This is a genomic window from Stenotrophomonas sp. 3(2025), assembly GCF_052665395.1.
On the sequence record NZ_JBQOIF010000002.1, the window covers coordinates 217,844 to 239,267 of the forward strand.

A 21,424-nucleotide genomic window follows, 5' to 3' on the forward strand; every position below is an offset into this window, starting at 1 on the left:
TCAGGCCGCCTGCACCCGCCAGCCCAGCGCGCCATCGTGCAGTTCGCCGCTGCCGCTCACATCGGCCACCTGCAGCTGCAGGCCCTGCGCGTTGGGCAGGTCCTTCTGCTCGGGGAACCAACGGCGATCGGCAGCGACTACGATCAACAGGCCCTCGTCATCGCCCATCGGCGCGAACTGGGGCGACGGCGGGCTGATCGGCCGCAGGCCGAAGCGTTGGTTGGATTGTTCGCGCACCGCATCGACATCATGGCTGGGCAGGCCGACCTCGCTCAGGCAGGTCAGTTCGCTGCCATGGAAGGCGCCACTGCGGTCGCTGGCCGGCAAGCGCCTGCGGCCGATCAGTTCCAGGATCAGGCCATCGGGTCCGGTGAAATACACCGACTGCGACTGCCAGCTGCTTTCCAGTGCGAAGTAGTCCAGCCCTTCCGGACTGCATTGCAACGGCGTGCGCGCACGCAGCCAGCTCATGGCGTCGGCGAAGCGGTTGTCCGGCACATTGAAGGCCAGGTGCACGCCGCCTACCGGACGGCCATTGGCCGGTTGCAGCTGGATCGTGCTCCAGCCGATGCGGACCTGGTCGCCGGCCACCTCCAGCTGCAGCACGTCGCGGAAGTACGCGGCGACGCTGGCAACATCGGATACCGGCAGGGAGAGATGCAACAGGCGCATGATCGATCCTCCGTGGAGCGCTGGGGGCAGTGTAGTCCCGCGCACCTTTGCGCCGCGTCATCACCTGCGCAACGAATCGTTGTTGCCAGCCCTGGCATCGAGCCGTGCTCGACTGTCTTCAGCGCAAGGCTTCCCCGAAGAAGCGCACCGCGTCTTCCACCGCCACGGCATGCGTCCGCTCCTTCGGTACCGCAGTCATGCACAGCGCCTGCAGCCGCTCATCTGCCAGCGGCGTGCAGGCAGACAGGAAATCGTAGTGGCCGACACCGGGCAGCGCGTGCAGCGTTGCTTTCGGAATCAGTGCCGCCGCCACATCACCGTTGGTCGCTGGCGGCGCCACTTCATCCGCTGAACCCAGCACGATCATCACCGGCTGCCGCAACGCCTTCAGCTGCTCCGGTGCAAACGCCTGCACGATGGCGGGCGCCAGCACGAACACCGCGCGCACGCCGGCAATCGAACGATCATCCTGTGCATGCTGCACATACGGTTGCAGTTGCGGTGACGCCGCCGCAGCAAGACGCTCCGCCATCGTATGCGCGGCCGCTTCCTGCTGCGGCCTGCACACGCCGTCGTCCGCGTGCGCCTGGCAGAACGCCAGCAGCCGCGTCATGTCCGGCCGTGCGCCGGCGCTGAGCAGTGCGGTGAAGCCACCGGCGGAATAGCCCACCACGCCCAGCCGCGATGCATCAACATGTGGCCCAAGCTGCGGGTCGGCCTGCACGGCCGCCAGCGCCGCCTTCAGGTCGTCGGCGCGCAGCCAGGTCAGCACGCTGCCGGCCAGCGTCATCTCATCGGCGCCGTTGTTGCCGGGGTGGTCCACGGCGATCACCAGGTAGCCGGCCCGCGCCAGCGCGGTGCCCAGCCACCCCATCATGCGCGCGGTGCCGCCATTGCCATGCGACAGCAACAGGGTTGGCAGGCGCCCGCCGGCAATGGGGGCATCCTTCGCCGCGCGCCCCACCTCGAACAGCGGCGCATCCGGTGGCCCGATGGTCAGCGGCGTTTCTTCGCCGCCTGGCATTGCCGGGTACCACACGGTGAAGCGCAGCACCTCGCGCCGAGCACCGTCGCGGATCGCCGCGCTGTTCAGCGTTGTCGCGCCATGACGTTCACCGGCAATGGTGGGAGCGGCCGCCATCGCCATCGGCGCCAGAGCAGCCAGCAGCAGTGTCAACATCCATCGTGTCGCGCGCATCATCGGTTTCTCCGGGTCAGTCAGGACGGTGATCGACCGGCAGCCAGATCTCCACGCCGCCATGGCCGGTATGCTCGTCGAAGCGGGTGTCGTAGCGTTCAAGATCCGGCGCGTCGGTCAGGTGGAGGTCGCTGGCCGGCAGGTACTGGTCCAGCAGCCAGAACCAGGTCGAGCGGATGGTGGAGATATGGCCGCCATGCCAGGCCACCAGGTAACGGCGCGCAGGCACATCCACCCGCTGCCAGTGTGCAGGCACCGATGGCAGTGCATTCACCGGCAAGGCTGCGATGTAGTCGAAGCCACCCTCGTCGTCGCTGTTGCAGCACACACCGAAACTGACCGGCGCCGGTGTTGGCCATTCGCGGTTGAGCTGTGCCCACTGCCCGGGAATCGCACCGCCGCTGTCGCGGCTGTGGCGCATGCCGATGCCGGCCACCTGGAAGGGCGTGCAGTCGATCAGCCTGGGCGCCTCGGTGCAGGCCTGTGGCGCGTCGTCGAGGCGGATCGCGTGCACCAGTGCCAGTTCCTGCAGGCCCTGCTCGCGCACGCGCTCCGGGGTCTGCCCGAACTGCTCGCAGAAGGCACGGGTGAACGCGGCATGCGTGCTGTAGCCGGCTGCCAACGCCACCTGCAGGATGTCGCCGGCACCGTTGGCCAGCTGTTGCGCGGCGGCGGTCAGGCGGCGTCCGCGCAGGTAGCGCACCACCGACGTGCCGGTGCGGGCCTGGAACAGGCGTGACAGGTGGAAGGGCGACAGTCCGGCGGCTGCCGCGATGTCGGCCAGCGCCAGCGGCTTGTCGGCATGGCTTTCGATGTACCACAACGCTTTGCCGGCCGCGCTCATCGCGCTGTCCCTCATTCGAATGCCGGGCAGCGTACCGGATCGACGGGGTGGGGCGCTTAGCAGTTCTTGCGCCGGCAGGGCTTTGCGTTTGCCGTTGCACCGGCAACAATGCGGTCTTCATGGACACGATCGAGGCCAGGGACATGCCGGACGTCACCGCTATCAGCCAGACCGCGCAGATCGCCGCATGGTGATGATCATTGCGATTGCCCTGCTGCCGGCGCTGCTGCCACTGGCGCTGCTGGTGCTCATGTGGCGGCGGGCACCGCGCTGGCGCGGGGACCCCTGGCTGTACCGGGTGATGTTTTCATTGCTGGCAGCACTGCTGGCGCCCACGTTGTTGATGGCAGGCCATGGCGGCCTGCCGTGCCCCACCATCGGTGGCCTTGTGCTGGTGCTCATGGACCTTGAGTGGATCGGCCAACTGCAGGTGAACCTGATTGCCTTCGGAACCGAGGACACTGCCATCCTCTCCGCGCCTTTCCTGTTCGTTTTCGTGATCGCGCTGATCATTCCGCTGCGCACGGTGCGGCCCGCCGTCTTCGGCTTCGACGACGACACTGCATAGCGCAGAGCCAGGCATGGGCGGCGGCTGCACCTCCAGCGGTCGCAACTGTCGTCTCCACGTCATCGCTGCTTCACATCCCGCCCCGAGACTGCGCGCCTTGTCCAGGTCCTACCTGGCCCTGTCGTGCCTTCCCGGAGTCCTGCCGTGCATCGTTCGAAGCTGTCGCGTTCCATCCTCCTCGCCCTTGGTCTGGTCAGCGCAGGAGGCGCGATCGCTGCAGATGCCGGAACGGCAGGCACCAGCAGCAGTGGCAACGCCGCTGCGCCCACCCAGCTCGATGCGATGCTGGTCACCGGTACCCGTGCCTCCAACCGCACCCAGTTTGAAACCCTGGCGCCGGTGGACGTGTTCACCAAGCAGGACATCCAGTCGGTCGACTCCACCGACCTGAAGGACGTGCTGGCGCAGCTGGTGCCTTCGTTCGTGGTGCAGCGCCTGCCGATGGCCGATGGCCAGGTATTCGTGCGCCCGGCCACGCTGCGTGGCCTGTCGCCGGACCAGACGCTGGTGCTGGTCAACGGCCGCCGCTTCCATCGCAGTGCGTTGCTTGGCAACCGCGGCGCACAGGCCGCCGACCTGGCGCAGATTCCAACCAGCGCCATCAAGCGCATCGAAGTGCTGCGCGATGGGGCGTCGGCGCAGTACGGCTCGGATGCCATCGCCGGTGTCATCAACATCATCCTGGAGGACAGCCCGGGCACCGAGATCACTGCGGGCTATTCGCAGTACGCGCAGGGCGATGGCGCCTCGCGCGACTTCAGTGCGCGCACCGGCTGGGCGCTGGGCGACTACGGCGGCCTCGCCCTGTTCGCCGAATCGTCCAACTCCGACGCGACCTCACGCACGCGCCAGCGTCCCGACGCCATCGCCTTCCAGGCCGCGCATCCCGAACTGGACGTGCCCAACCCGGTGCAGCGCTGGGGCCAGCCGGAGCTGGAAAGCCGCCGCGTGGGCTTCAACCTGAAGGCCAATGCCAGCGACACCCTGGAGTTGTATGCCTTCGGCCTGTACAGCCACAGCGACGGCGTCAGCGATTTCAACTGGCGCAACCCCGATACCACCACCGGCGCGTACCGTACGACCAGCATCTTCCCGGGCTGGAACCTGCGCTCGCTGTATCCGGTGGGCTTCAGCCCGCAGTACGGCAACACCCAGAACGACCTGCAGCTGGTCGCGGGCCTGCGGGGTGAGATCACCCCCAGGCTGCGCTGGGACCTGAGCGCCTCGTATGGCCGCAATGCCATCGACTACAGCCTGGACAACTCCATCAACGCCTCGCTGGGGCCGGACAGCCCGACCTCCTTCGACCTCGGCCGGCTGACCCAGACCGAGAAGAACGCCAATGCGGACTTCAACTACGAATGGGACGTGGCTGCGCTGTCGAAGCCGGTCAACGTCGCCTTCGGTGCCGAATTCCGCCAGGAGACCTACCAGGTGCGCGCCGGCGACCCGGCCTCGTATGCGGTGGGCCGTGGCGCTGCGGCGGGCCTGGAAGCCAATTCCAACGGCGCGCCGGGCTTCTCGGCCAGCCAGGCCGGGCAGTGGAGCCAGCGCAGCAAGGCCGCCTACGTGGACATGGAAGTGCCGCTGGGCGAGCGCTGGAGCATCGGCGCGGCCGGTCGCTATGAAGACTTCTCCAGCTTCGGCAGCACGGTGGATGGCAAGCTGTCGGCACGTTTTGCGATCACCCCGGACGTGGCGTTGCGCGGCACGCTCTCCACCGGCTTCCGCGCGCCCACGCCGGCCCAGCTCAACACCACCAGCACCACCCAGGGCCTGGACACGCGCACGCTGCAGATCTTCACCAGCGGCCGCCTGTCGCCCAGCGATCCGTTGGCGCAGCTGCTGGGTGCCAAGCCGCTGACCCCGGAAGAATCGCGCACGGCCTCGCTGGGCCTGACCTGGCGCACCGACCTGGGCCTGTCCGGGTCGGTCGATGTCTACCGGATCACGCTCAGCGACCGCTTCAGCCAGTCGGCCAGCTTCGCCATTCCGGCCGGCACGCCGAACCCGCTGGGCTATACCTCGGTGAACTACTTCACCAACGATTTCGACACCACCACCACCGGCGTGGATGTGGTCGGCAACTACCTGCGCGACCTCGGCGCAGGGCGGATGACGCTGACCCTGGCATACAACTACAACCAGACCCGCGTCGACAACGGCAGCACCTCGGTGGCCACCAACGAAACCCAGCGCGTGCTGTTCGAAGACCGCCTGCCCGAGCACAAGGGCAGCTTCACCGGCAGTTGGGACGTCGGCGCGTGGTCGTTGATGGCACGCGTGCGCTATTACGGCAAGTGGACCGACTCTACCGGCAACGCCACCGGCGATATCTACCAGCAGTTCGGTGCGATGACCTTCCTCGACCTGGCCGTGGGCTATCGCATCAACGAACACCACAGTCTGCGCGTGGGTGCCGACAACGTGTTCGACCGCTACCCGGATGAAGCCACCTTCCAGGCCAGCCGTGGCCTGGTCTATTCGCGCAACGCGCCGTACGACACCGACGGCGCCAACGTGTACGCGCAGTACCGGCTGACCTTCTGATGGACAGCCGCCGCCGTTCCCTGCTGCGTGCCGGCGCGCTGCTGCCGGCCAGTGCGGCGCTTGCCGCGCTGGCTGCTCCGACGGCCGCGCGCTACGCTGTGCCGATGGACATTCCTGCACCTTCCACGACGCCGGATGTGCTGGCCCGTGACGAGTCGTACTGGGCCGCCGTCGCCAGCCACTTCGACATCACCGATGAAGTGAACCACCTGGAGAACGGCTACTGGGGCGCGATGGGCAAGCAGACCCTGGCCAGCTACCAGCGGCATACCGCCGAAGTGAACCGGGGCAATGCCTGGTACGGTCGCCACGCGTTCCCGGCGCAGTACGTGGCCGTGCATCGGCAGGTGGCCGACATGCTTGGCGTCGGCGCCGACGAGATCGCGCTGACCCGTGGCGCCACCGAAGCGATGCTCGCGCTGATCGGCGGCTACAACCGGTTGGCCGCGGGCGACCAGGTGCTGTACGCCGACATCGACTACGACAGCATGATCAACGCGATGCGCTGGTTGCAGCAGCGTCGTGGCGTGCAGGTCGAGCGCATCGCACTGCCGGTGGTGCCCACCCATGAGCAGATCCTGCAGGCCTACGATGAGGCGTTCGCGCGCCTGCCGCGCCTGAAACTGGTACTGCTGACCCAGGTCAGCCACCGCCATGGGCTGGTGCTGCCGGTGGCCGAGCTCGCCGAGCGTGCGCGGGCGCGCGGCATCGACGTGATTGTCGATGCCGCACATGGCTTTGGCCAGATCGACTACGCGGTGCCGGACCTGAAGGCCGATTTCGTTGGCATCAACCTGCACAAGTGGATCGGCGCACCGGTGGGCGTGGGCGCGATGTACGTGCGCAAAGGACGCGTGGCCGACCTGGATCCGTACATGGGCGAGACCGACGACGGCCGCGTGGGCAGTCGCGTGCACACCGGCACGGTCAACTTCGCCGCCTATCTGGCGCTGCCGGAGGCCATCGCGCTGCATCAGCGCATCGGCGCAGCGAACAAGCAGGCGCGGCTGCGCTACCTGCGTGAGCGTTGGACGGTGGCGGCGCGGCAGATGGCGCATATCGAGGTGCTGTCGTCGCCGGATCCGGCGCTGGCCAGTGCACTGGCCAGCTTCCGCCTGCGTGGCCATGCCTCGGTGGAAGACAACCTGGCGCTGCAGAAACGGCTGCTGGATGAACATCGGATATTCACCACCCATCGCGATGGCCTGGACTCCGGCGCCTGCGTGCGGGTGACACCATCGGTATTCACCGGCCCCGCGCAGATGGATGCGCTGGTGCAGGCGTTGGCCGCGCTGGGGTAGGCGCAACACCCGTCCACGCATGGCGTGGATCTACTGAAATGGGGTGGCAACGATTGCAGATGTACCCACGCATGGCGTGAACGGGCATTGCCAACCAAGGTTGGCATCTACCGGAACAGGCCCAGTAGATCCACGCCATGCGTGGATGTCCTTCCACTAGCGGTCAATCGCCGGCAACGCATCGGACAACAACAACCGATCGATCCGCCGCAGCGCGTTTTCCAGTTGCCGCCGGTCCGCAGCCAATCCCAACGACAGCCGCACCCCGCTCGCGAACGGCGGGCCCGGCGGACAGAACGCCGATGAAGGCGCAATCGCCAGGCCCTGCAGCTGCGCCGTACGCACCAGCGTGGCGTCGGTCCATGGCGCTGGCACCCGGCACCACGCATGCAGCCCATCGGCGTGCTCCAGCAACGAGGGTGCCAGCAGATACCGCGCCATCCGCGTGCGCTCGCGCGCTTCCTCGCGTACCTGCGCCAGCAGCGCCTGCGCCGAGCCATCCAGCAGCAGTTGGCTGGCCAGCGCGGATACCAGCGGATGGCCCATCAACCGCGTGGCACGCAGTGCGGTGGCCATCGCCTCGGCATGGGCGGCGCCCGGGCATTGCACGAACGCGGTACGCAGGCCGGGGCTGATCACCTTTGAAAGCGTGGCCACATGGAACACGTGTCGCGGTGCCAGCGTCGCCAGCGGAATGGGCGCAGTGACGGCCAGGTGCCAGTACGGATCGTCCTCGATCGCCAGCAGGCCTTCGCGCTCCAGCACCCGCGCCAGCGCTTCGCGCCGCGTGGTGGGCACGGTCAGCGCCGTCGGGTTCTGGCAGGTGGGGTTGAGGTAGACCAGGCGCGCGCCACATTCCCGCGCCCGGCGGGCCAGCGCCTCCGGGCACATGCCATGTTCGTCGCCCTCCACCGCGACCAGCCGCCGTCCCAGTGCGGCGGCGGCCTGCAGCAGACCCGGATACACCAACCGGTCGCAGAGGATCGCATCGCCCTCGCGCCCCTGGCTGAGCAGGATCGCCGCCAGCGCCACCTGTGCGCCTTCGGTCAGCAGCAGGCGAGCATCGTCCACCGTGCCCAGCATCGGCTGCAGCCAGCGCGCCGCCGCGTGGCGGTCGGTCGGGTTGCCACCGCCCAGGTGATAGGTCATCAGGTTCGGCGCATTGCTGCGCGCAAGCACCGCCGCTGCGCCTCGACGCAGCATTTCCGCCAGTGCATCGGCGTCGGGTACCGGTGGCACGTTCATGCTGAGATCGACGGCCTGGTCAAAGCCCGCCTTGGGCGGCGCGATGAAGCTGCCCTGTGGCCCGCGTGCTTCGATCAGCCCACGCTTGCGTGCTTCATCGAAGGCGCGGGTCACCGTGGTCAGGTCCACGCCGAGCTGCTGCGCCAACGCGCGCTGCGAGGGCAGCCGTTGCCCGGGCGCAAGGCCGCCACGATTGATGGTGCGTTCCAGCGTGTTGACGATGCGCAGGTAGATCGGGCCGCTGTGCACGTGCACGTCCTGCACCCAGCCCAGCCCTGCAATGCCAGGCCCTGCGACATCGGGTCGCGGCATGTACGGAGGATGTCGGGGCGTATCGTTGCTTCCAACGGCGGGAGCCTGTCCATAACCATCGGTCGGTTCGGACAGGTGACCGCCGTTGTTGTGTGTGGCGGCTGCGCCGGCCAGCGTCGGTGATGTCATCGCGCGTCCTCAGCGCTGGGCCTGCCAGGGGCAGTAGCAGCCCACGGCAAGCAGTCCTTTCGGGCGCACGGTTTCCCCGCGCACCAGTTTGTCCAGCAACGGTTCGACGAAGCTGTTGGCCGAATTGCAGACCATGCCGATGCTGTACGGGCCGGCATAGGCCAGGTGGCCCTGGCGGTCCCAGATCGCCACCGCCGGGCTGGCTGGAATGTTCCCGATGCCGTCAATGGTCGGCAGGGTGATCACCTTGCTGCGCAGCGGCTCGGGCAGTTCACCCTGGGTACCGGGGCGGCGGATCGCATAGAAGTCGATGCCGGCGCGGCGATACATGCTGATCAGGTAGCTCAGGTGCGCACCGGTTTCGCGGTTGCACACGCCGCAGGCCGGGTCCCAGAAATGCACCACGCGGATGCGGCCGGTGTCGCCGGCCAGTTCCGCCGGCAACCGCAGCTGCGAGTCATCGAAGACGATGGCCTGTTCGGCGAACGTGGACTGCTCGCCATAGCCGAAGTACTGCCACAGTGCCACCGCCACGCCGGCCATGAACAGGCAGGCGAGGGCGATCATCACCGGCAGCATCGGACGGCGTGGGCGCGGCGCGGCTGCGCCCATCAGGAGCCGTCCGCGCCGAACTTGTGCACGTACTGCTTGCGCATCTCGCGGCAGGAGTCGGCCTGGGCGCGGCGCTGGATCTCGCTGCGCGCCGCGTCCTCGCTGCGTTGCAGGCACTGTTCAATGGCGTGGCGCTCGGCGGCCTGCACATCCACGGTCTGCGGTTGCAGGCAGACCCAGGCCAGGGCGGCCAGCATCAGCACGACGAACCCGCCGCAGCCAGCCATCACCAGGTGGAACTTCAGTTTGTCGGCGGCCATCTGCGGCACATCCTCCGTCCATACATTACATACAAGATATCATCTTGTATGGGTATGGCCCACGGGATGGCTCAGACGATCGCCGAATGCCGCGCGTCGGGCGCCTCGGACAGGATCTCGTTCAGCTTGGCCAGCGCACCGGCCAGTGCCTCCTGATCCACCGCACCGCCCAGCGACAGGCGGATGGCGTTGCCCGGTGGCGGTTCCTCCACGCTGAAGGCATCGGAGCTGGCAATGCCCAGGCCCTGTTCCTGTGCCGCCTGGATCAGCCGGTACTGGTCCAGCCGCGGCGGCAACGGCAGCCACACATGCAGGCCGGCCGGGTGGGCCTGGCGGCGGGCGGGCAGGTAGCGGGCAGCAATGGCCTGGCGCTCGCGCAGTTCCTGCTGGAAGCGCTGCACCATCGCCTGCGCCTGGCCCGTGCGGATCCAGTGCGAGGCCACTGCCACCATCGACTGGGTGGGCATCAGCGCGATCGCACGCAGGGCGTCCAGCACCGGCTCCATCGGCTCGCCGCCCGGCACCACCAGGTAGGCCGTGCGCAGGCCGGGGGCCAGGCACTTGGACAGGGTGGAGATGTAGTAGACCGGGCAGCCACCGTCGGCCAGCGCGGCCAGCGGCGGGGCGGCATCGCCGGCCAGCAGCCAGTAGGGATCGTCCTCGACCACGGTCAGTTCGTGCCGCCTTGCCACCGCCAGCAGGGCCTGCCGGCGCTGCGCCGACATCGTCGCCGTGGTCGGGTTCTGGATGGTCGGCACCAGGTACAGCAGGCGCGGCCGGCGCTGCTGGCAGGCTTCGTCCAGGGCATCGGGCAGCATGCCCTCGGCGTCCATCGCCACCGGCACCACGCCCCGCTGCAGCACGCGCGCAGCGGCCAGCAGGCCCGGATAGGTCAGTTGCTCGGCGGCGATCAGTTCGCCCGGCTGGGTGCGGGCCAGGATCAGTGCGCACAGCGCAGTCTGTGCGCCGGGGCAGATCACCACCCGCTCGGCGCCCACCGGGCCGAGCACCGGCGCCAGCCATTGCACGGCCGCAGCGCGGTCGTCGCGGCTGCCGGCACCGACGTGGTAGCTCATCAGCTCGCCCTGGCCCAGCTGCTGGCCCAGGTGCTGGAACCCGGCCTCCATGCCCTGTGCGAACGGCGCGCTGCCCAGCAGCGGCGGGATGTTCATGCTCAGGTCGACCGAGGTGCTGCGGTTGCCGGCGGACATCGCAATGAAGGTGCCGCCGGCGCCCTGCGCGTCCAGCAGGCCGGCCTGGCGCAGTTCGGCGAAGGCGCGGGTGACCGTGGTCAGGTCCACCCCCACCTGCTGGGCCAGGTCGCGCTGCGGCGGCAGGCGATCGCCCGGGCGCAGCACGCCATCGTCCACCGCCTCGCGCACCTGCTGGGCGATCTGCAGGTACAGCGGTCCTGCGCCCTCACGGAACGGGCGGACCCAGGTCCGGTTGGGGTGTTTCAGGCGGCGGCCGGCAGCAGGAGGCGTCATCGGTCGGATTTTTCCATACGTGCAGATGCACAAGTCCATACAATGCTGTATCTTGTATGGGCTTGATTGGAGTGGCTCGCCTGTTTGTAGGCGACCTCGTACCCACAGTGTAGCCGCTCCACGCCCGGGCGCTGCGCGCAGGCGAGCCGGTCAAGCGCGCATCTTCAACAGGGTTGACCACCAATGAATATCTGCTGGAACCGCATCCGCCTGGCGCTGGTCGCCCTGGCCTGCATCGCCCTGACGGGCTGCGATTGGGTGCTGCTGGATTCGAAGGGCATGGTCGGGATCGCACAGCGCGACCTGATCCTGATCTGCATCGGGCTGATGCTGATCGTCGTCGTGCCGGCCATCGTGCTGACCTTCGTGTTCGCCTGGCGCTTCCGCGCCGGCAATACCAAGGCGAAGTACACGCCGGACTGGTCGCACTCCACCAAGGTGGAAGTGGTGGTCTGGGGCGTGCCGCTGATCATCATCGCGGTACTGGCGGTGATCGTGTGGAAGTCCACCCACGAGCTCGATCCGTACAAGCCGCTGGACGTGGCCGGCGAACCGCTGCACGTGGACGTGATCGCCACCGACTGGAAGTGGGTGTTCGTGTACCCGGACCTGGGCATCGCCACCGTCAACCAGCTCAACTTCCCGGCCAACCGCGCGCTGGCGTTCAACATCACCTCCAACTCGACGATGAACACCTTCTTCATCCCGCAGCTGGGTGGACAGATCTACGCGATGGCCGGCATGCGCACGCAGCTGCACCTGATCGCCAACGAACCCGGCCAGTTCCGTGGCATGTCCGGCAACTACAGCGGCCATGGCTTCTCGAACATGAAGTTCATCGCCACCGCCAGCAGCAACGAAGACTTCGATCGCTGGGTGGCCGAGGTGCGCAGCGCGCCGGATGCGCTCAGCTTCGAGCAGTTCAAGGCGCTGGCCGCGCCGTCCAAGAATGCACCGGTGCAGCACTTCTCCAGCGTCGAACCGCTGCTGTTCAAGAAGGTCATCGACCAGTTCATCGGCGTCGGTGAGAACACCGCTGCTGCAACCCCGGCGGGCGCTGCCGGCGGTGCCCAGGTTTCCCAGGAGTAACGAACATGTTGGGTAAATTGACGTGGGAGGCCGTGCCTCTGCACGAGCCGATCGTCGTGGTCACGTTGGCGGCCATGGTGCTGGGCGGCCTCGCGCTGCTCGGCGCGGTGAGCTATTTCAAGCTGTGGGGCGTGCTCTGGCGCGACTGGTTCACCACGGTGGACCACAAGAAGATCGGCATCATGTACGTCGTCGTCGCGCTGGTCATGCTGGTGCGCGGCTTCGCCGATGCACTGATGATGCGCGCACAGCTGGCGGCGGCCGGGCCGGGCAGTGATGGCTTCCTGCCACCGGAACACTACGACCAGATCTTCACCGCGCACGGCGTGATCATGATCTTCTTCGTGGCCACCCCGTTCGTGGTCGGCCTGATGAACATCATCGTGCCGCTGCAGATCGGCGCGCGCGACATGGCGTTCCCGTTCCTCAACGCCTTCAGCTTCTGGATCTTCGTGGTCGGCGCTGCGCTGATGATGATCTCGCTGGGTGTTGGCGAATTCGCGATGACCGGCTGGGTCGCCTATCCGCCGCTGTCGGGCATCGAGTTCAGTCCGGGGGTCGGTGTCGATTACTACATCTGGGCGTTGCAGGCTTCCGGCATCGGTACGTTGCTGACCGGCGTCAATCTGTTCATCACCATCCTGCGCATGCGTGCGCCGGGCATGACGTTGATGAAGATGCCGGTGTTCACCTGGACCGTGCTGGTCACCAGCGTGATCATCATCGCCGCCTTCCCGATCCTGACCGTAGCCCTGGGTGCGCTCACCCTGGACCGCTACCTGGACTTCAACTTCTACACCAACACGTTGGGTGGCAACCCGATGATGTACGTGAACCTGGTGTGGGCCTGGGGCCACCCGGAGGTGTACATCCTGGTGCTGCCGGCATTCGGCATCTTCTCTGAAGTGACCGCCACCTTCTCGCGCAAGAAGCTGTTCGGCTACAAGTCGATGGTCGGCGCCACCCTGGCGATCGGCATCCTGTCCTTCATCGTCTGGCTGCACCACTTCTTCACCATGGGCTCCGGTGCCAGCGTCAATGCCTTCTTCGGCATCATGACGATGATCATCGCCATCCCCACCGGCGTGAAGATCTTCACCTGGTTGTTCACCATGTACGGCGGCCGCGTGGAGTTCAGCGTGCCGATGCTGTGGACCATCGCCTTCCTGGTCACCTTCACCATCGGTGGCATGACCGGCGTGCTGCTGGCCATCCCGGGCGCGGACTTCCTGCTGCACAACAGCCTGTTCCTGGTCGCGCACTTCCACAACACCATCATCGGCGGTGCGCTGTTCGGCTATCTGGCCGGCTTCGTCTACTGGTTCCCGAAGGTGTTCGGCTTCACCCTCAACGAGCGCCTGGGCAAGTGGTCCTTCGCCTGTTGGGTGATCGGCTTCTACCTGGCCTTCATGCCGCTGTACATGCTGGGCTTCATGGGCATGACCCGGCGCATGAACCAGTACGACAACCCGGCGTGGACGCCGTACCTGATCGCCGCCTTCATCGGTGCGCTGTTCGTGTTCGCGGGCATCATCCTGATGCTGGTGCAGATCTACGTCAGCGTGCGCGACCGCAAGCGCAACCTCGACCTCACCGGCGACCCGTGGAATGCACGCACGCTGGAATGGGCCACGCCGTCGCCGCCGCCGTTCTACAACTTCGCCGTGGTGCCCAAGGCCGATGAGCTGGACGCCTTCCACGAAGCGAAGAAGCGTGGCCTGCCGCCGCCGCCGAAGAAGTACGCACCGATCCACATGCCGAAGAACACCGGTGTGCCGCTGATCCTCAACGCCTGGATCCTGGTGCTGTGCTTCGCCCTGGTGTGGCACATCTGGTGGATGGCCGGTGCCAGCTTCATCGCGATGATCGTCACCCTGATCGCGCGCTCCTACAACGAGGACGTGGATTACTACGTCAGCTCCGAAGAGGTGGCGCGTACCGAAGCGGCCAACCACGCCAAGCTGCAGGAGGCAGGCGCATGAACCTGTTGACCCGTCCGCAACTGGACAGCGATGTGCTGGTCCACGACGACCATCACGAGCACGATCACGCCCACGAACAGGGCGGCATGAAGGTGTTCGGCATGTGGGTATACCTCATGTCCGACCTGGTGCTGTTCGGCTCGCTGTTCGCCTCGTACGCGGTGCTCAGCACCGCCTACGCCGGCGGCCCGACCGGCAAGGAACTGTTCTCGCTGCCGTTCGTGATGGCCGAGACCTTCATCCTGCTGGTGTCCAGCATCACCTATGGCCAGGCCGTGCTGGCCATGCACCGCCTGGACAAGGCGGCGGTGCTGCGCTGGCTGGGCGTGACCTTCGTGCTCGGCGCCTCGTTCATCGGCATGGAGCTGTACGAGTTCTCGCACCTCATCCATGAAGGTGCCGGTCCCAGCACCAGTGCCTACCTGTCGGCGTTCTTCGCCCTGGTTGCCACCCACGGCCTGCACGTGGCCAGCGGCCTGATCTGGATGGCGGTGGTGATGCACCAGGTGTATCGCCGCGGCCTCACCCCGACCAACATCACCCGCGTGTCCTGCCTGAGCCTGTTCTGGCACTTCCTGGACCTGGTGTGGATCTGCGTCTTCACCTTCGTCTACCTGATCGGAGCCTTCTGACATGGCCCACGTCGAAACCTCGCGCGCCGGCAATGCGCACGGTTCCACCAAGTCCTACCTGATCGGCTTCGTGCTGTGCGCGTTGCTGACGGTGGTGCCGTTCGCGCTGGTGATGAACCCGGTGCTGTCGCGGCCGGTCACGCTGTTCCTGCTGGTCGGCTTCGCGGTCGCGCAGATCCTGGTGCAGCTGGTGTACTTCCTGCACATGGACCGCAAATCCGAAGGTGGCTGGAACCTCGCCAGCTTCGTGTTCACCCTGGTGATCCTGTTCATCGTGGTCGCGTTGTCGATCTGGATCATCTGGAGCATGCACTACCACATGATGATCAACTGACCGTGGCCGGGGCGATCGGCAAGGAGTGCGCGATCGCCCTGGCACCTCAGCCCTCTCTCCCCCCAGGGCAGGCCTGACCGAGACCGCGCCCACCTCGTGTTGGTGGTACCCGTGATGCGTGTTGCTTCCGTTGTTCGTTCCCTGCGCCTGCCGCTGCTTGCCGCAGGCCTCGCACTCGGCCTGCTGGCCGGCTGCAGCGCGCAGTCGCGCATGGATTTCTATTCCAAGGACATCGCCTGCGAGGAACTGGGCCAGCACTGGACCATGCCTGACAGCGCCGGCACCCTGCGTGGCCCGAAGGACCTGCAGGGGCAGGTGACCTACCTGTTCTTCGGCTTCACCAGCTGCCCGGACGTGTGCCCGACCACGATGGTCGAACTGAGCCAGGTCAAGCACCTGATGGGCAAGGATGCCGACCAGTTGCAGGTCGTGTTTGTAAGCGTCGATCCGGCGCGCGATACCCCCGAAGTCGCGCACACCTATGTGCACGCGTTCGACCCGAAGGCGATGGCACTGGTCGGTGACGAGGCACAGCTCTCGGCGATGGCCAGTGACTTCAAGGCGTTCTACGAGAAAGAGCCCGGACAGCTGCCGGACACCTACACGATGAGCCACATCGCCGGCGGCTACGTGTTCGACCGACAGGGTCGCCTGCGCCTGTTCGCGCCCTACGGCATGCCGGTGGAGCAGCTGTTCTCGGACGTGCAGCGGTTGCTGCTGGAGCCGGAACATCCGGCCGCAGGCAGTGAAGCGCTGGCGGCGTGCAAGCTGCCGCACAGCGCGAGCATCGCCGCACGCTGAACGACGCATCGCCCTGGCAGGTGTCGACCTTGGACGACACGCGATGAATGAATCTGGTGGGTGCCATTGGATTCTGGTGGGTGCCGACCGTTGGTCGGCACGCCCTCCCGCTCGCCAATCCCCCCGGCCGGCCAGGAGAGCCAACCGGCCGGGGGGGGTATCACGCAACGCCCAGGATCACTTCTTCTCTTCCCACTGCACCACGTCCGGCTCGGCTGCGCGCACGCCCGCAATCGACAGCAGCCGGGTGCTCGCATCCAGCGCCGCGTTCACCGATGGGTACTCGACGATGGCCAGGCCGGCGGCCTTGGACACCTTCACCACGGTGCCACCCGTGGCCTTCGCCGCGCGTTGTGCAGACGCCGCATCGGTAAAGAACACCTTCACCCGCGAGGTCGCCACCACCGGCGCGCCATCGATGGACACCGCAGCGGCGAACTTGCCGGCGCCGGCATCAGCGCCAGCTGCTGCCGCGCCATCCAGCGAACGCTTGCTGCGCGAACTGGTGGTGGCCGCTGCCTGCGGCGTGATCCGGAACTGGCCGCCCGCAGCCTGCTGCACCGTGGTCGACGGGGACAGCTGGAAACGCGTGCCGCCCACGTCGAACGAACGGCCGGTGGCCGAAGCTTTCAGCTCCTGCGCATCCACGGTGGACAGGCTCCGTGCCGGTGGGGTCTGCCCCGAGCTCTGTGCCCAGGCAGGGGAGGTCATCGCCACGAAGGCGAGCGTGCTCAACAGAATGGTCGTTTTCATCATCAGTGCCCCAGAACGCGGATCTTGAAGAATTCGAGGTTGCCGCGCGATGCAGCATTCGCGGCCTGCCCCATGTCGGTCACTTCCAGCGTCCAGGTGCCGGTGGCATTTTCATCCAGGAAGGCATTGCTGGACAGCAGATCCCAGTTGGTGAAGTTGCGCTGCACGCCATTGGTACCCGAACCGATGGCGGTGAAGGCCGGCTGCACCACGCTGCGCGTACCACTGGGCGAAACAAGCACGAACTGCAGCTGGCGGGTATTGCTGTGGTTCACCCGGAAGCCCAGCTGCACCGACTCGATGTTGCGTGCACCATTGGCCAGCTGGAAGGTCAACCGCGCGGCGGCGGCGGAGGTGTTGCCGATGGCCACCGTGCGCGTGGTGGTGCGCCAGCCCGTATCCAGCAGTGGGCCCAACGACTGGAAGGTCTCGGCGACCTGCACGGCGCGCGCCGCGTTGACCACACCGAACCCGTACCAGTTGCTGTAAGCGCGGTTGGCTGCATTCACCGTCCAGCCCGGCACCAGCGTGCGGCCGTCGGCCAGGGTCACCGCCGGCTGGTTCGGATGGTTGCGGGTGGCCGTCGTGGCGAGGATGTACTTCACATCGCGGTAGGACAGGTTCGGGTTGGCCTCCAGCACCAGCGCCGCCACGCCCGATACCATCGGCGCCGACGCCGACGTACCGTTCATCTTCGCGGTGTAGTTGCAGGTGCTGTCGATGGCCGACAGGTTGCTGTCCAGCGTGTTCTGGCGGTTGGTGTTCTTGTTGCTGCCTTGGGTGCAGCCGGTCACGTCGGTGGTGACGATGGCCGGATCGTACGCACGTGCCACCAGGTTCGGGGCGTACTGCGCCTGCAGGCCGTACTCGCCGCCAAAGGCCGACACCCACAGTGCCGAACCGGTGGACGAGTACGACGAACGCACGCCATCGGCGCGCACTGCACCCACGGTGATCACGTTGAACAGGTTGTTGCGTGGATCGCGGCCGGCCGGCACACAGCCGGTGTTGCGGTTCTTGGTATCGGTGGTGCAGACGTCCTGGGTCTGGCTGATCGAGGCGTTGTTGAAGTTGTTGCCGGCCGACTTCACGTAGATGCCGCCGCGGCCACCGCGCGTGCCCGACAGTGCCTGCTCGTACGAACTCACCGTGTTCTGGCTGTAGGCCACGGGCAGGTTGGGGTTGCCCGGGCCAGCGCCCCAGCTGTTGTTGAACACCTGCACATCCACCGACTCGGCGCCATCCCACCAGGCGTATTCGATGTTGCTCTGCTGGTTGCCCTGCGCATTGGAGGCCAGCACGTTGAAGCCCTTCAGCGTTGCCGCCGGGGCCACGCCACGCACGCCCAGGTTGTTGGCGCCCACCGCACCGGCGATGCCGCCCACCATCGTGCCGTGGTTGTCGGCATCGGGATTGGACGGCGTGGGATTGTTGGAGCCGTTGGCGAAGTTCTTGCCCGCTACCGCCGCCACGTTCGCGGCCAGGTCCGGGTGGGCGATCTGCAGGCCGTCATCGACGATGCCGATCACCACGCCCTGGCCACGGATGCCATTGCGGAACAGGCCATCGACGTTGAGATCGTTGCCGGCCACCGGCAGCGTATCGGCCGGCACCGTCTGCCCGGTATTTCGCAGATGCCACTGGATACCCGCCAGTGGGTCGGCCTGTTGCGCCTGGGCGGTAACGGCCAGGCTGCCCAGTACCAGGGCAGTGGCCAGGGCCAGGCGCGCAGAGCGCGGTGGCGCGGAGCGTTGCGTGTGTCGCTTCATACACGAATCCTTCTGTTGTGAATCGGCATGGCAGGACGGCGGGGCGGAACTGCCCCATCGCAACGAGCCAAACGCGACACAACGAACACCCCCCTACCTCTTCACGCAGTCGATGTGCGGATGTGCCAAATACGTCACAAACACTTATGCCGCCTTGTAATGACGACTGCGCCGCTCTGGTCGGTGCCCCGCTAGGTGCCAACCTTGGTTGGCACACTCCACCCGCACCGGAACCCCACCGCCATGCCACCATGCCCAGGCTCCCCGGAGGACACCGGATGAAACGCCCCAATGCCCGCGCCCGCGCCGATCTGGCCCCACTCACCGTGGCCACCATCCGCAAGGTGGTGCTGTCGATGTATCACCGTCGCCACGAATACTGGACCGACGCCGACATCGCCGAGCTGCTGCCGGAGCTCACCGCATTCAACATCACAACGGTGAAGCAGCTGCGCCTGCTGATGAAACGGCACCGCCGCGCGTTGCTGCGGGAGGAGAAGACAAAGATGCCCCGGGCGCAGACGCTGGATCTGCTGGCAGGGGGCGGTTGGCATGGGATCGATGTGCACGCCAATACCAGCTGGTTCGCCATTGGCGGCCTGGTCCGCATCAGCATGGAACACGAATTCGGCTTCGAGACCATGCTGCCATTCCATGAGATACGGGACGCTGCCATGGAGCTGGATGCGGAGGCGCAGACGTGAAGACCCTGGCGTGGCTGTTGGCGTTGGCAGCCGTGCTTTACGTGGGGGGATGCTCGGCTACTTCCATCCTGGCCGAGCGCGGCATCGCTTCCCTGCAGCCCGGGGACCGTCGAGAGGCGGTCATCGATGCGCTGGGTGCACCCGATGTCACAGAGCCGCGTGGACAACGGTTTTCCCGCTATGCCAGCACCCCATGCGGTGGTACCTGCGTGGAACGGCTGTGGTACGAAAATCCATTCCTGCCCCATATCGAGGCGTGGTCGGTGGAGCTGGATGGCACTGGCCACGTCGTGCGGACTTCGCATTGGGCATCGCCATAGCGTCGAAGCCATCCGATGCCCAGATCATCGCACCCCCTCCCGCCCCCCTGTGCTACTACAGCCCGTGCACCCCTTCCCCGAACGGAGCACGACCATGGTCAACCCCGTCGCCCAGGCCCATCGCGGCCTCGGCACAACACTCTTCAGCCTGTTGAATCCGATACCGTTCGGCTTCTTCGTGGCCGGCCTCATTTTCGACATCCTCTACCTCAACACCGCTGAAGTGATGTGGGGCAAGTCGGCGGCGTGGCTGATCACCTTCGGCCTGCTGATCGCCATCCTGCCGCGGCTGATCAACCTGTTCGCGGTCTGGCGCCGCAACGGCACCGCCACCGGCACCGACCGCCTCGATTTCCTGCTCAACCTGGTCGCCATCGTGCTGGCCGTCTGGAACGCCTTCGTGCACAGCCGCGATGCCTATGCGGCGGCCGTGCCGGGCACCATCCTCTCCGCGCTGACGGTGGCACTGATCGCGCTTGGCTTCATCGTGCTTTCGCTGCAGCAGCCGGTGCTGCAAGGAGCCCGTCATGGCTAAGCGCATCCTGCCTGCCGTGGGCGTGCTTTCGCTGGCATTGGCGCTGGCCGCGTGTGCCGGCAAGGCCGAATACCACCCGGCCGACCAGTCCGGTGCACAGCCACCGCTGCCCGCGCCGCAGAACTACCTGATGCCGCCGATGCAGGTGCCCAAGGGCGTGGGCTGGGCCGAGGGCCAGGCACCGTCGGTGGCCGACGGCCTGAAGATCGAACGCATCGCTGCCAACCTGCAGCACCCGCGGCGATTGTTGACCCTGCCCAACGGCGATGTGCTGGTGGTGGAGGGCAACGGCCCCGGCGAAGAGCCGGTCACCACGCCCAAGCAGTGGATCGCCGGCAAGGTGAAGGCGCGCTCGGGCAAGGCCGGCAAGGGCGGCAACCGGGTCACGTTGCTGCGGCGCACGCCGGGCACCGGCATCTGGACCCAGCACGTGTACATCGAAAACCTGCACTCGCCGTTCGGCATCCAGCTGATCGGTGACACGCTGTATGTGGCCAACACCGGCAACATCATCAAATACCACTACGTGCCGGGCGAAACCCGCATGTCCGACAAGGGCAGCGAGTTCACTGACCTGCCCAGCACCATCAACCACCACTGGACCAAGGAACTGCTGGCCAGCCGCGATGGCAGCAAGCTGTACGTGGGCGTGGGCTCCAACAGCAACATCACCGAGAATGGCCTGGCCGTCGAGTATCGCCGCGCGGTGGTGCTGGAAGTGGACGTGGCCACCAGCGGCAGCCGCATCTACGCCTCGGGCCTGCGCAACCCCACCGGCCTGGACTGGGAGCCGAGCACCGGCAAGCTGTGGGCGGTGGTGAACGAACGCGACGAGATCGGCGCCGACCTGGTGCCCGATTACCTCACCTCGGTGCAGGAGCACGGCTTCTACGGCTGGCCCTACAGCTACTACGGCCAGCATGTGGACGAGCGCGTGCAGCCGCAGCGGCCGGACCTGGTAGCCAAGGCAATCCGCCCGGACTTCGCCATCGGCTCGCACGTGGCACCGCTGGGCCTGTTGTTCTACACCGGCCAGGCACTGCCGGCGAAGTACCACGGCGGTGCCTTCATCGGCGAGCACGGCAGCTGGGACCGCTCGCCACTGAGCGGCTACGAAGTGGTGTACGTGCCGTTCAAGGACGGCAAGCCGGCCGGCCGCCCGGAAGCGGTGGTGAGCGGGTTCGCGTCCAAGGACGAGAAGACGCTGATGGGCGCGCCGGTGGGCATGGCCATCGATGCGGAGGGCGCGCTGCTGGTCGCCGATGATGTGGGCGACGTGGTGTGGCGGGTGTCGGCGAAGTAGCCGGCTGCCCGCGCATCACCCGTG

The 21,424-nt window shown here is 66.8% G+C and carries 20 protein-coding genes; 11 read left to right on the top strand and 9 right to left on the bottom strand.

Features of this window, described 5'->3' with window-relative positions; all coding sequences use genetic code 11:
- The 3 genes from ACUXVE_RS02520 to ACUXVE_RS02530 form a co-directional block, all read right to left on the bottom strand.
- A complete protein-coding gene (locus tag ACUXVE_RS02520) occupies window positions 1–672 on the bottom strand; it encodes a VOC family protein (protein WP_445513748.1) in 672 nt (223 codons plus the stop codon).
- Window positions 673–790: 118 nt separating this feature from the next.
- Entirely contained in the window at window positions 791–1,852 is a 1,062-nt protein-coding gene (locus ACUXVE_RS02525) for an alpha/beta hydrolase family protein (RefSeq protein WP_445513749.1), read from the bottom strand.
- 34 nt (window positions 1,853–1,886) lie between these two features.
- The gene (locus tag ACUXVE_RS02530) at window positions 1,887–2,714 is read right to left on the bottom strand and encodes an AraC family transcriptional regulator (RefSeq protein ID WP_222388201.1); all 828 of its coding nucleotides are present in this window, start codon (window positions 2,712–2,714) and stop codon (window positions 1,887–1,889) included.
- Here ACUXVE_RS02530 and ACUXVE_RS02535 point away from each other — a divergent pair.
- The 3 genes from ACUXVE_RS02535 (at window position 2,683) to ACUXVE_RS02545 (ending at window position 7,133) form a co-directional block, all read left to right on the top strand.
- Window positions 2,683–3,282 (top strand): hypothetical protein, encoded by a 600-nt coding sequence (locus tag ACUXVE_RS02535; RefSeq protein ID WP_445513750.1) that lies wholly within the window; start codon window positions 2,683–2,685, stop codon window positions 3,280–3,282. The two genes, ACUXVE_RS02530 and ACUXVE_RS02535, sit on opposite strands and share 32 nt — an antisense overlap.
- Window positions 3,283–3,426: 144 nt before the next feature.
- Window positions 3,427–5,832 (top strand): TonB-dependent receptor plug domain-containing protein, encoded by a 2,406-nt coding sequence (locus ACUXVE_RS02540; RefSeq protein WP_445513751.1) that lies wholly within the window; start codon window positions 3,427–3,429, stop codon window positions 5,830–5,832.
- On the top strand, window positions 5,832–7,133 hold the full coding sequence (locus tag ACUXVE_RS02545) for an aminotransferase class V-fold PLP-dependent enzyme (RefSeq protein WP_445513752.1): 1,302 nt from the start codon (window positions 5,832–5,834) through the stop codon (window positions 7,131–7,133). Before ACUXVE_RS02540 ends, ACUXVE_RS02545 begins: the two co-directional genes overlap by 1 nt.
- A 156-nt stretch (window positions 7,134–7,289) precedes the next feature.
- Here the strand turns inward: ACUXVE_RS02545 and ACUXVE_RS02550 are convergent, their stop codons facing one another.
- From ACUXVE_RS02550 to ACUXVE_RS02565, 4 genes are all read right to left on the bottom strand, one after another.
- A complete protein-coding gene (locus tag ACUXVE_RS02550) occupies window positions 7,290–8,819 on the bottom strand; it encodes an aminotransferase-like domain-containing protein (RefSeq protein WP_445513753.1) in 1,530 nt (509 codons plus the stop codon).
- Between the two features lie 9 nt (window positions 8,820–8,828).
- Window positions 8,829–9,431 carry a DUF6436 domain-containing protein gene (locus ACUXVE_RS02555; protein ID WP_222388205.1) on the bottom strand — a complete coding sequence of 201 codons (603 nt, stop codon included), beginning with the start codon at window positions 9,429–9,431 and terminating at the stop codon, window positions 8,829–8,831.
- Window positions 9,431–9,691 (bottom strand): hypothetical protein, encoded by a 261-nt coding sequence (locus ACUXVE_RS02560; RefSeq protein ID WP_025877432.1) that lies wholly within the window; start codon window positions 9,689–9,691, stop codon window positions 9,431–9,433. Before ACUXVE_RS02560 ends, ACUXVE_RS02555 begins: the two co-directional genes overlap by 1 nt.
- Window positions 9,692–9,762: 71 nt before the next feature.
- Window positions 9,763–11,178: an aminotransferase-like domain-containing protein gene (locus tag ACUXVE_RS02565; protein ID WP_025877430.1), complete on the bottom strand. Its 1,416-nt coding sequence runs from the start codon at window positions 11,176–11,178 to the stop codon at window positions 9,763–9,765.
- A 183-nt stretch (window positions 11,179–11,361) separates the two neighbouring features.
- Here ACUXVE_RS02565 and cyoA point away from each other — a divergent pair, with 183 nt between their 5' ends.
- The 5 genes from cyoA to ACUXVE_RS02590 all read left to right on the top strand — a co-directional run bounded on the left by cyoA (window position 11,362) and on the right by ACUXVE_RS02590 (window position 16,016).
- Window positions 11,362–12,267 (top strand): ubiquinol oxidase subunit II, encoded by a 906-nt coding sequence (gene cyoA, locus ACUXVE_RS02570; protein ID WP_093819340.1) that lies wholly within the window; start codon window positions 11,362–11,364, stop codon window positions 12,265–12,267.
- A gap of 5 nt (window positions 12,268–12,272) precedes the next feature.
- Window positions 12,273–14,249: a cytochrome o ubiquinol oxidase subunit I gene (cyoB, locus tag ACUXVE_RS02575; RefSeq protein ID WP_059065479.1), complete on the top strand. Its 1,977-nt coding sequence runs from the start codon at window positions 12,273–12,275 to the stop codon at window positions 14,247–14,249.
- Window positions 14,246–14,881, top strand: a complete 636-nt coding sequence (cyoC, locus tag ACUXVE_RS02580) for a cytochrome o ubiquinol oxidase subunit III (protein WP_080278337.1) — start codon at window positions 14,246–14,248, stop codon at window positions 14,879–14,881. The genes cyoB and cyoC overlap by 4 nt, the downstream gene beginning before the upstream one ends.
- 1 nt (window position 14,882) lies before the next feature.
- Window positions 14,883–15,215 carry a cytochrome o ubiquinol oxidase subunit IV gene (gene cyoD / locus ACUXVE_RS02585; RefSeq protein ID WP_025877422.1) on the top strand — a complete coding sequence of 111 codons (333 nt, stop codon included), beginning with the start codon at window positions 14,883–14,885 and terminating at the stop codon, window positions 15,213–15,215.
- 114 nt (window positions 15,216–15,329) lie between these two features.
- Window positions 15,330–16,016, top strand: a complete 687-nt coding sequence (locus tag ACUXVE_RS02590) for an SCO family protein (protein ID WP_080149638.1) — start codon at window positions 15,330–15,332, stop codon at window positions 16,014–16,016.
- Window positions 16,017–16,193: 177 nt separating this feature from the next.
- Here the strand turns inward: ACUXVE_RS02590 and ACUXVE_RS02595 are convergent, their stop codons facing one another.
- On the bottom strand, window positions 16,194–16,772 hold the full coding sequence (locus ACUXVE_RS02595) for a S8 family serine peptidase (protein ID WP_445513754.1): 579 nt from the start codon (window positions 16,770–16,772) through the stop codon (window positions 16,194–16,196).
- A complete protein-coding gene (locus ACUXVE_RS02600; protein ID WP_445513755.1) occupies window positions 16,772–18,538 on the bottom strand; it encodes a S8 family serine peptidase in 1,767 nt (588 codons plus the stop codon). The genes ACUXVE_RS02595 and ACUXVE_RS02600 overlap by 1 nt, the downstream gene beginning before the upstream one ends.
- Window positions 18,539–18,789: 251 nt before the next feature.
- Between ACUXVE_RS02600 and ACUXVE_RS02605 the strand changes: the two genes are divergently transcribed.
- The 3 genes from ACUXVE_RS02605 to ACUXVE_RS02615 all read left to right on the top strand — a co-directional run bounded on the left by ACUXVE_RS02605 (window position 18,790) and on the right by ACUXVE_RS02615 (window position 21,400).
- Window positions 18,790–19,242 carry a hypothetical protein gene (locus ACUXVE_RS02605; RefSeq protein ID WP_445513756.1) on the top strand — a complete coding sequence of 151 codons (453 nt, stop codon included), beginning with the start codon at window positions 18,790–18,792 and terminating at the stop codon, window positions 19,240–19,242.
- A 414-nt stretch (window positions 19,243–19,656) separates the two neighbouring features.
- Window positions 19,657–20,097, top strand: coding sequence for a DUF2231 domain-containing protein (locus tag ACUXVE_RS02610; RefSeq protein ID WP_025877408.1), 441 nt, complete (start codon window positions 19,657–19,659; stop codon window positions 20,095–20,097).
- Window positions 20,090–21,400, top strand: a complete 1,311-nt coding sequence (locus ACUXVE_RS02615; protein WP_445513757.1) for a PQQ-dependent sugar dehydrogenase — start codon at window positions 20,090–20,092, stop codon at window positions 21,398–21,400. The genes ACUXVE_RS02610 and ACUXVE_RS02615 overlap by 8 nt, the downstream gene beginning before the upstream one ends.
- Window positions 21,401–21,424 lie beyond the last annotated feature (24 nt).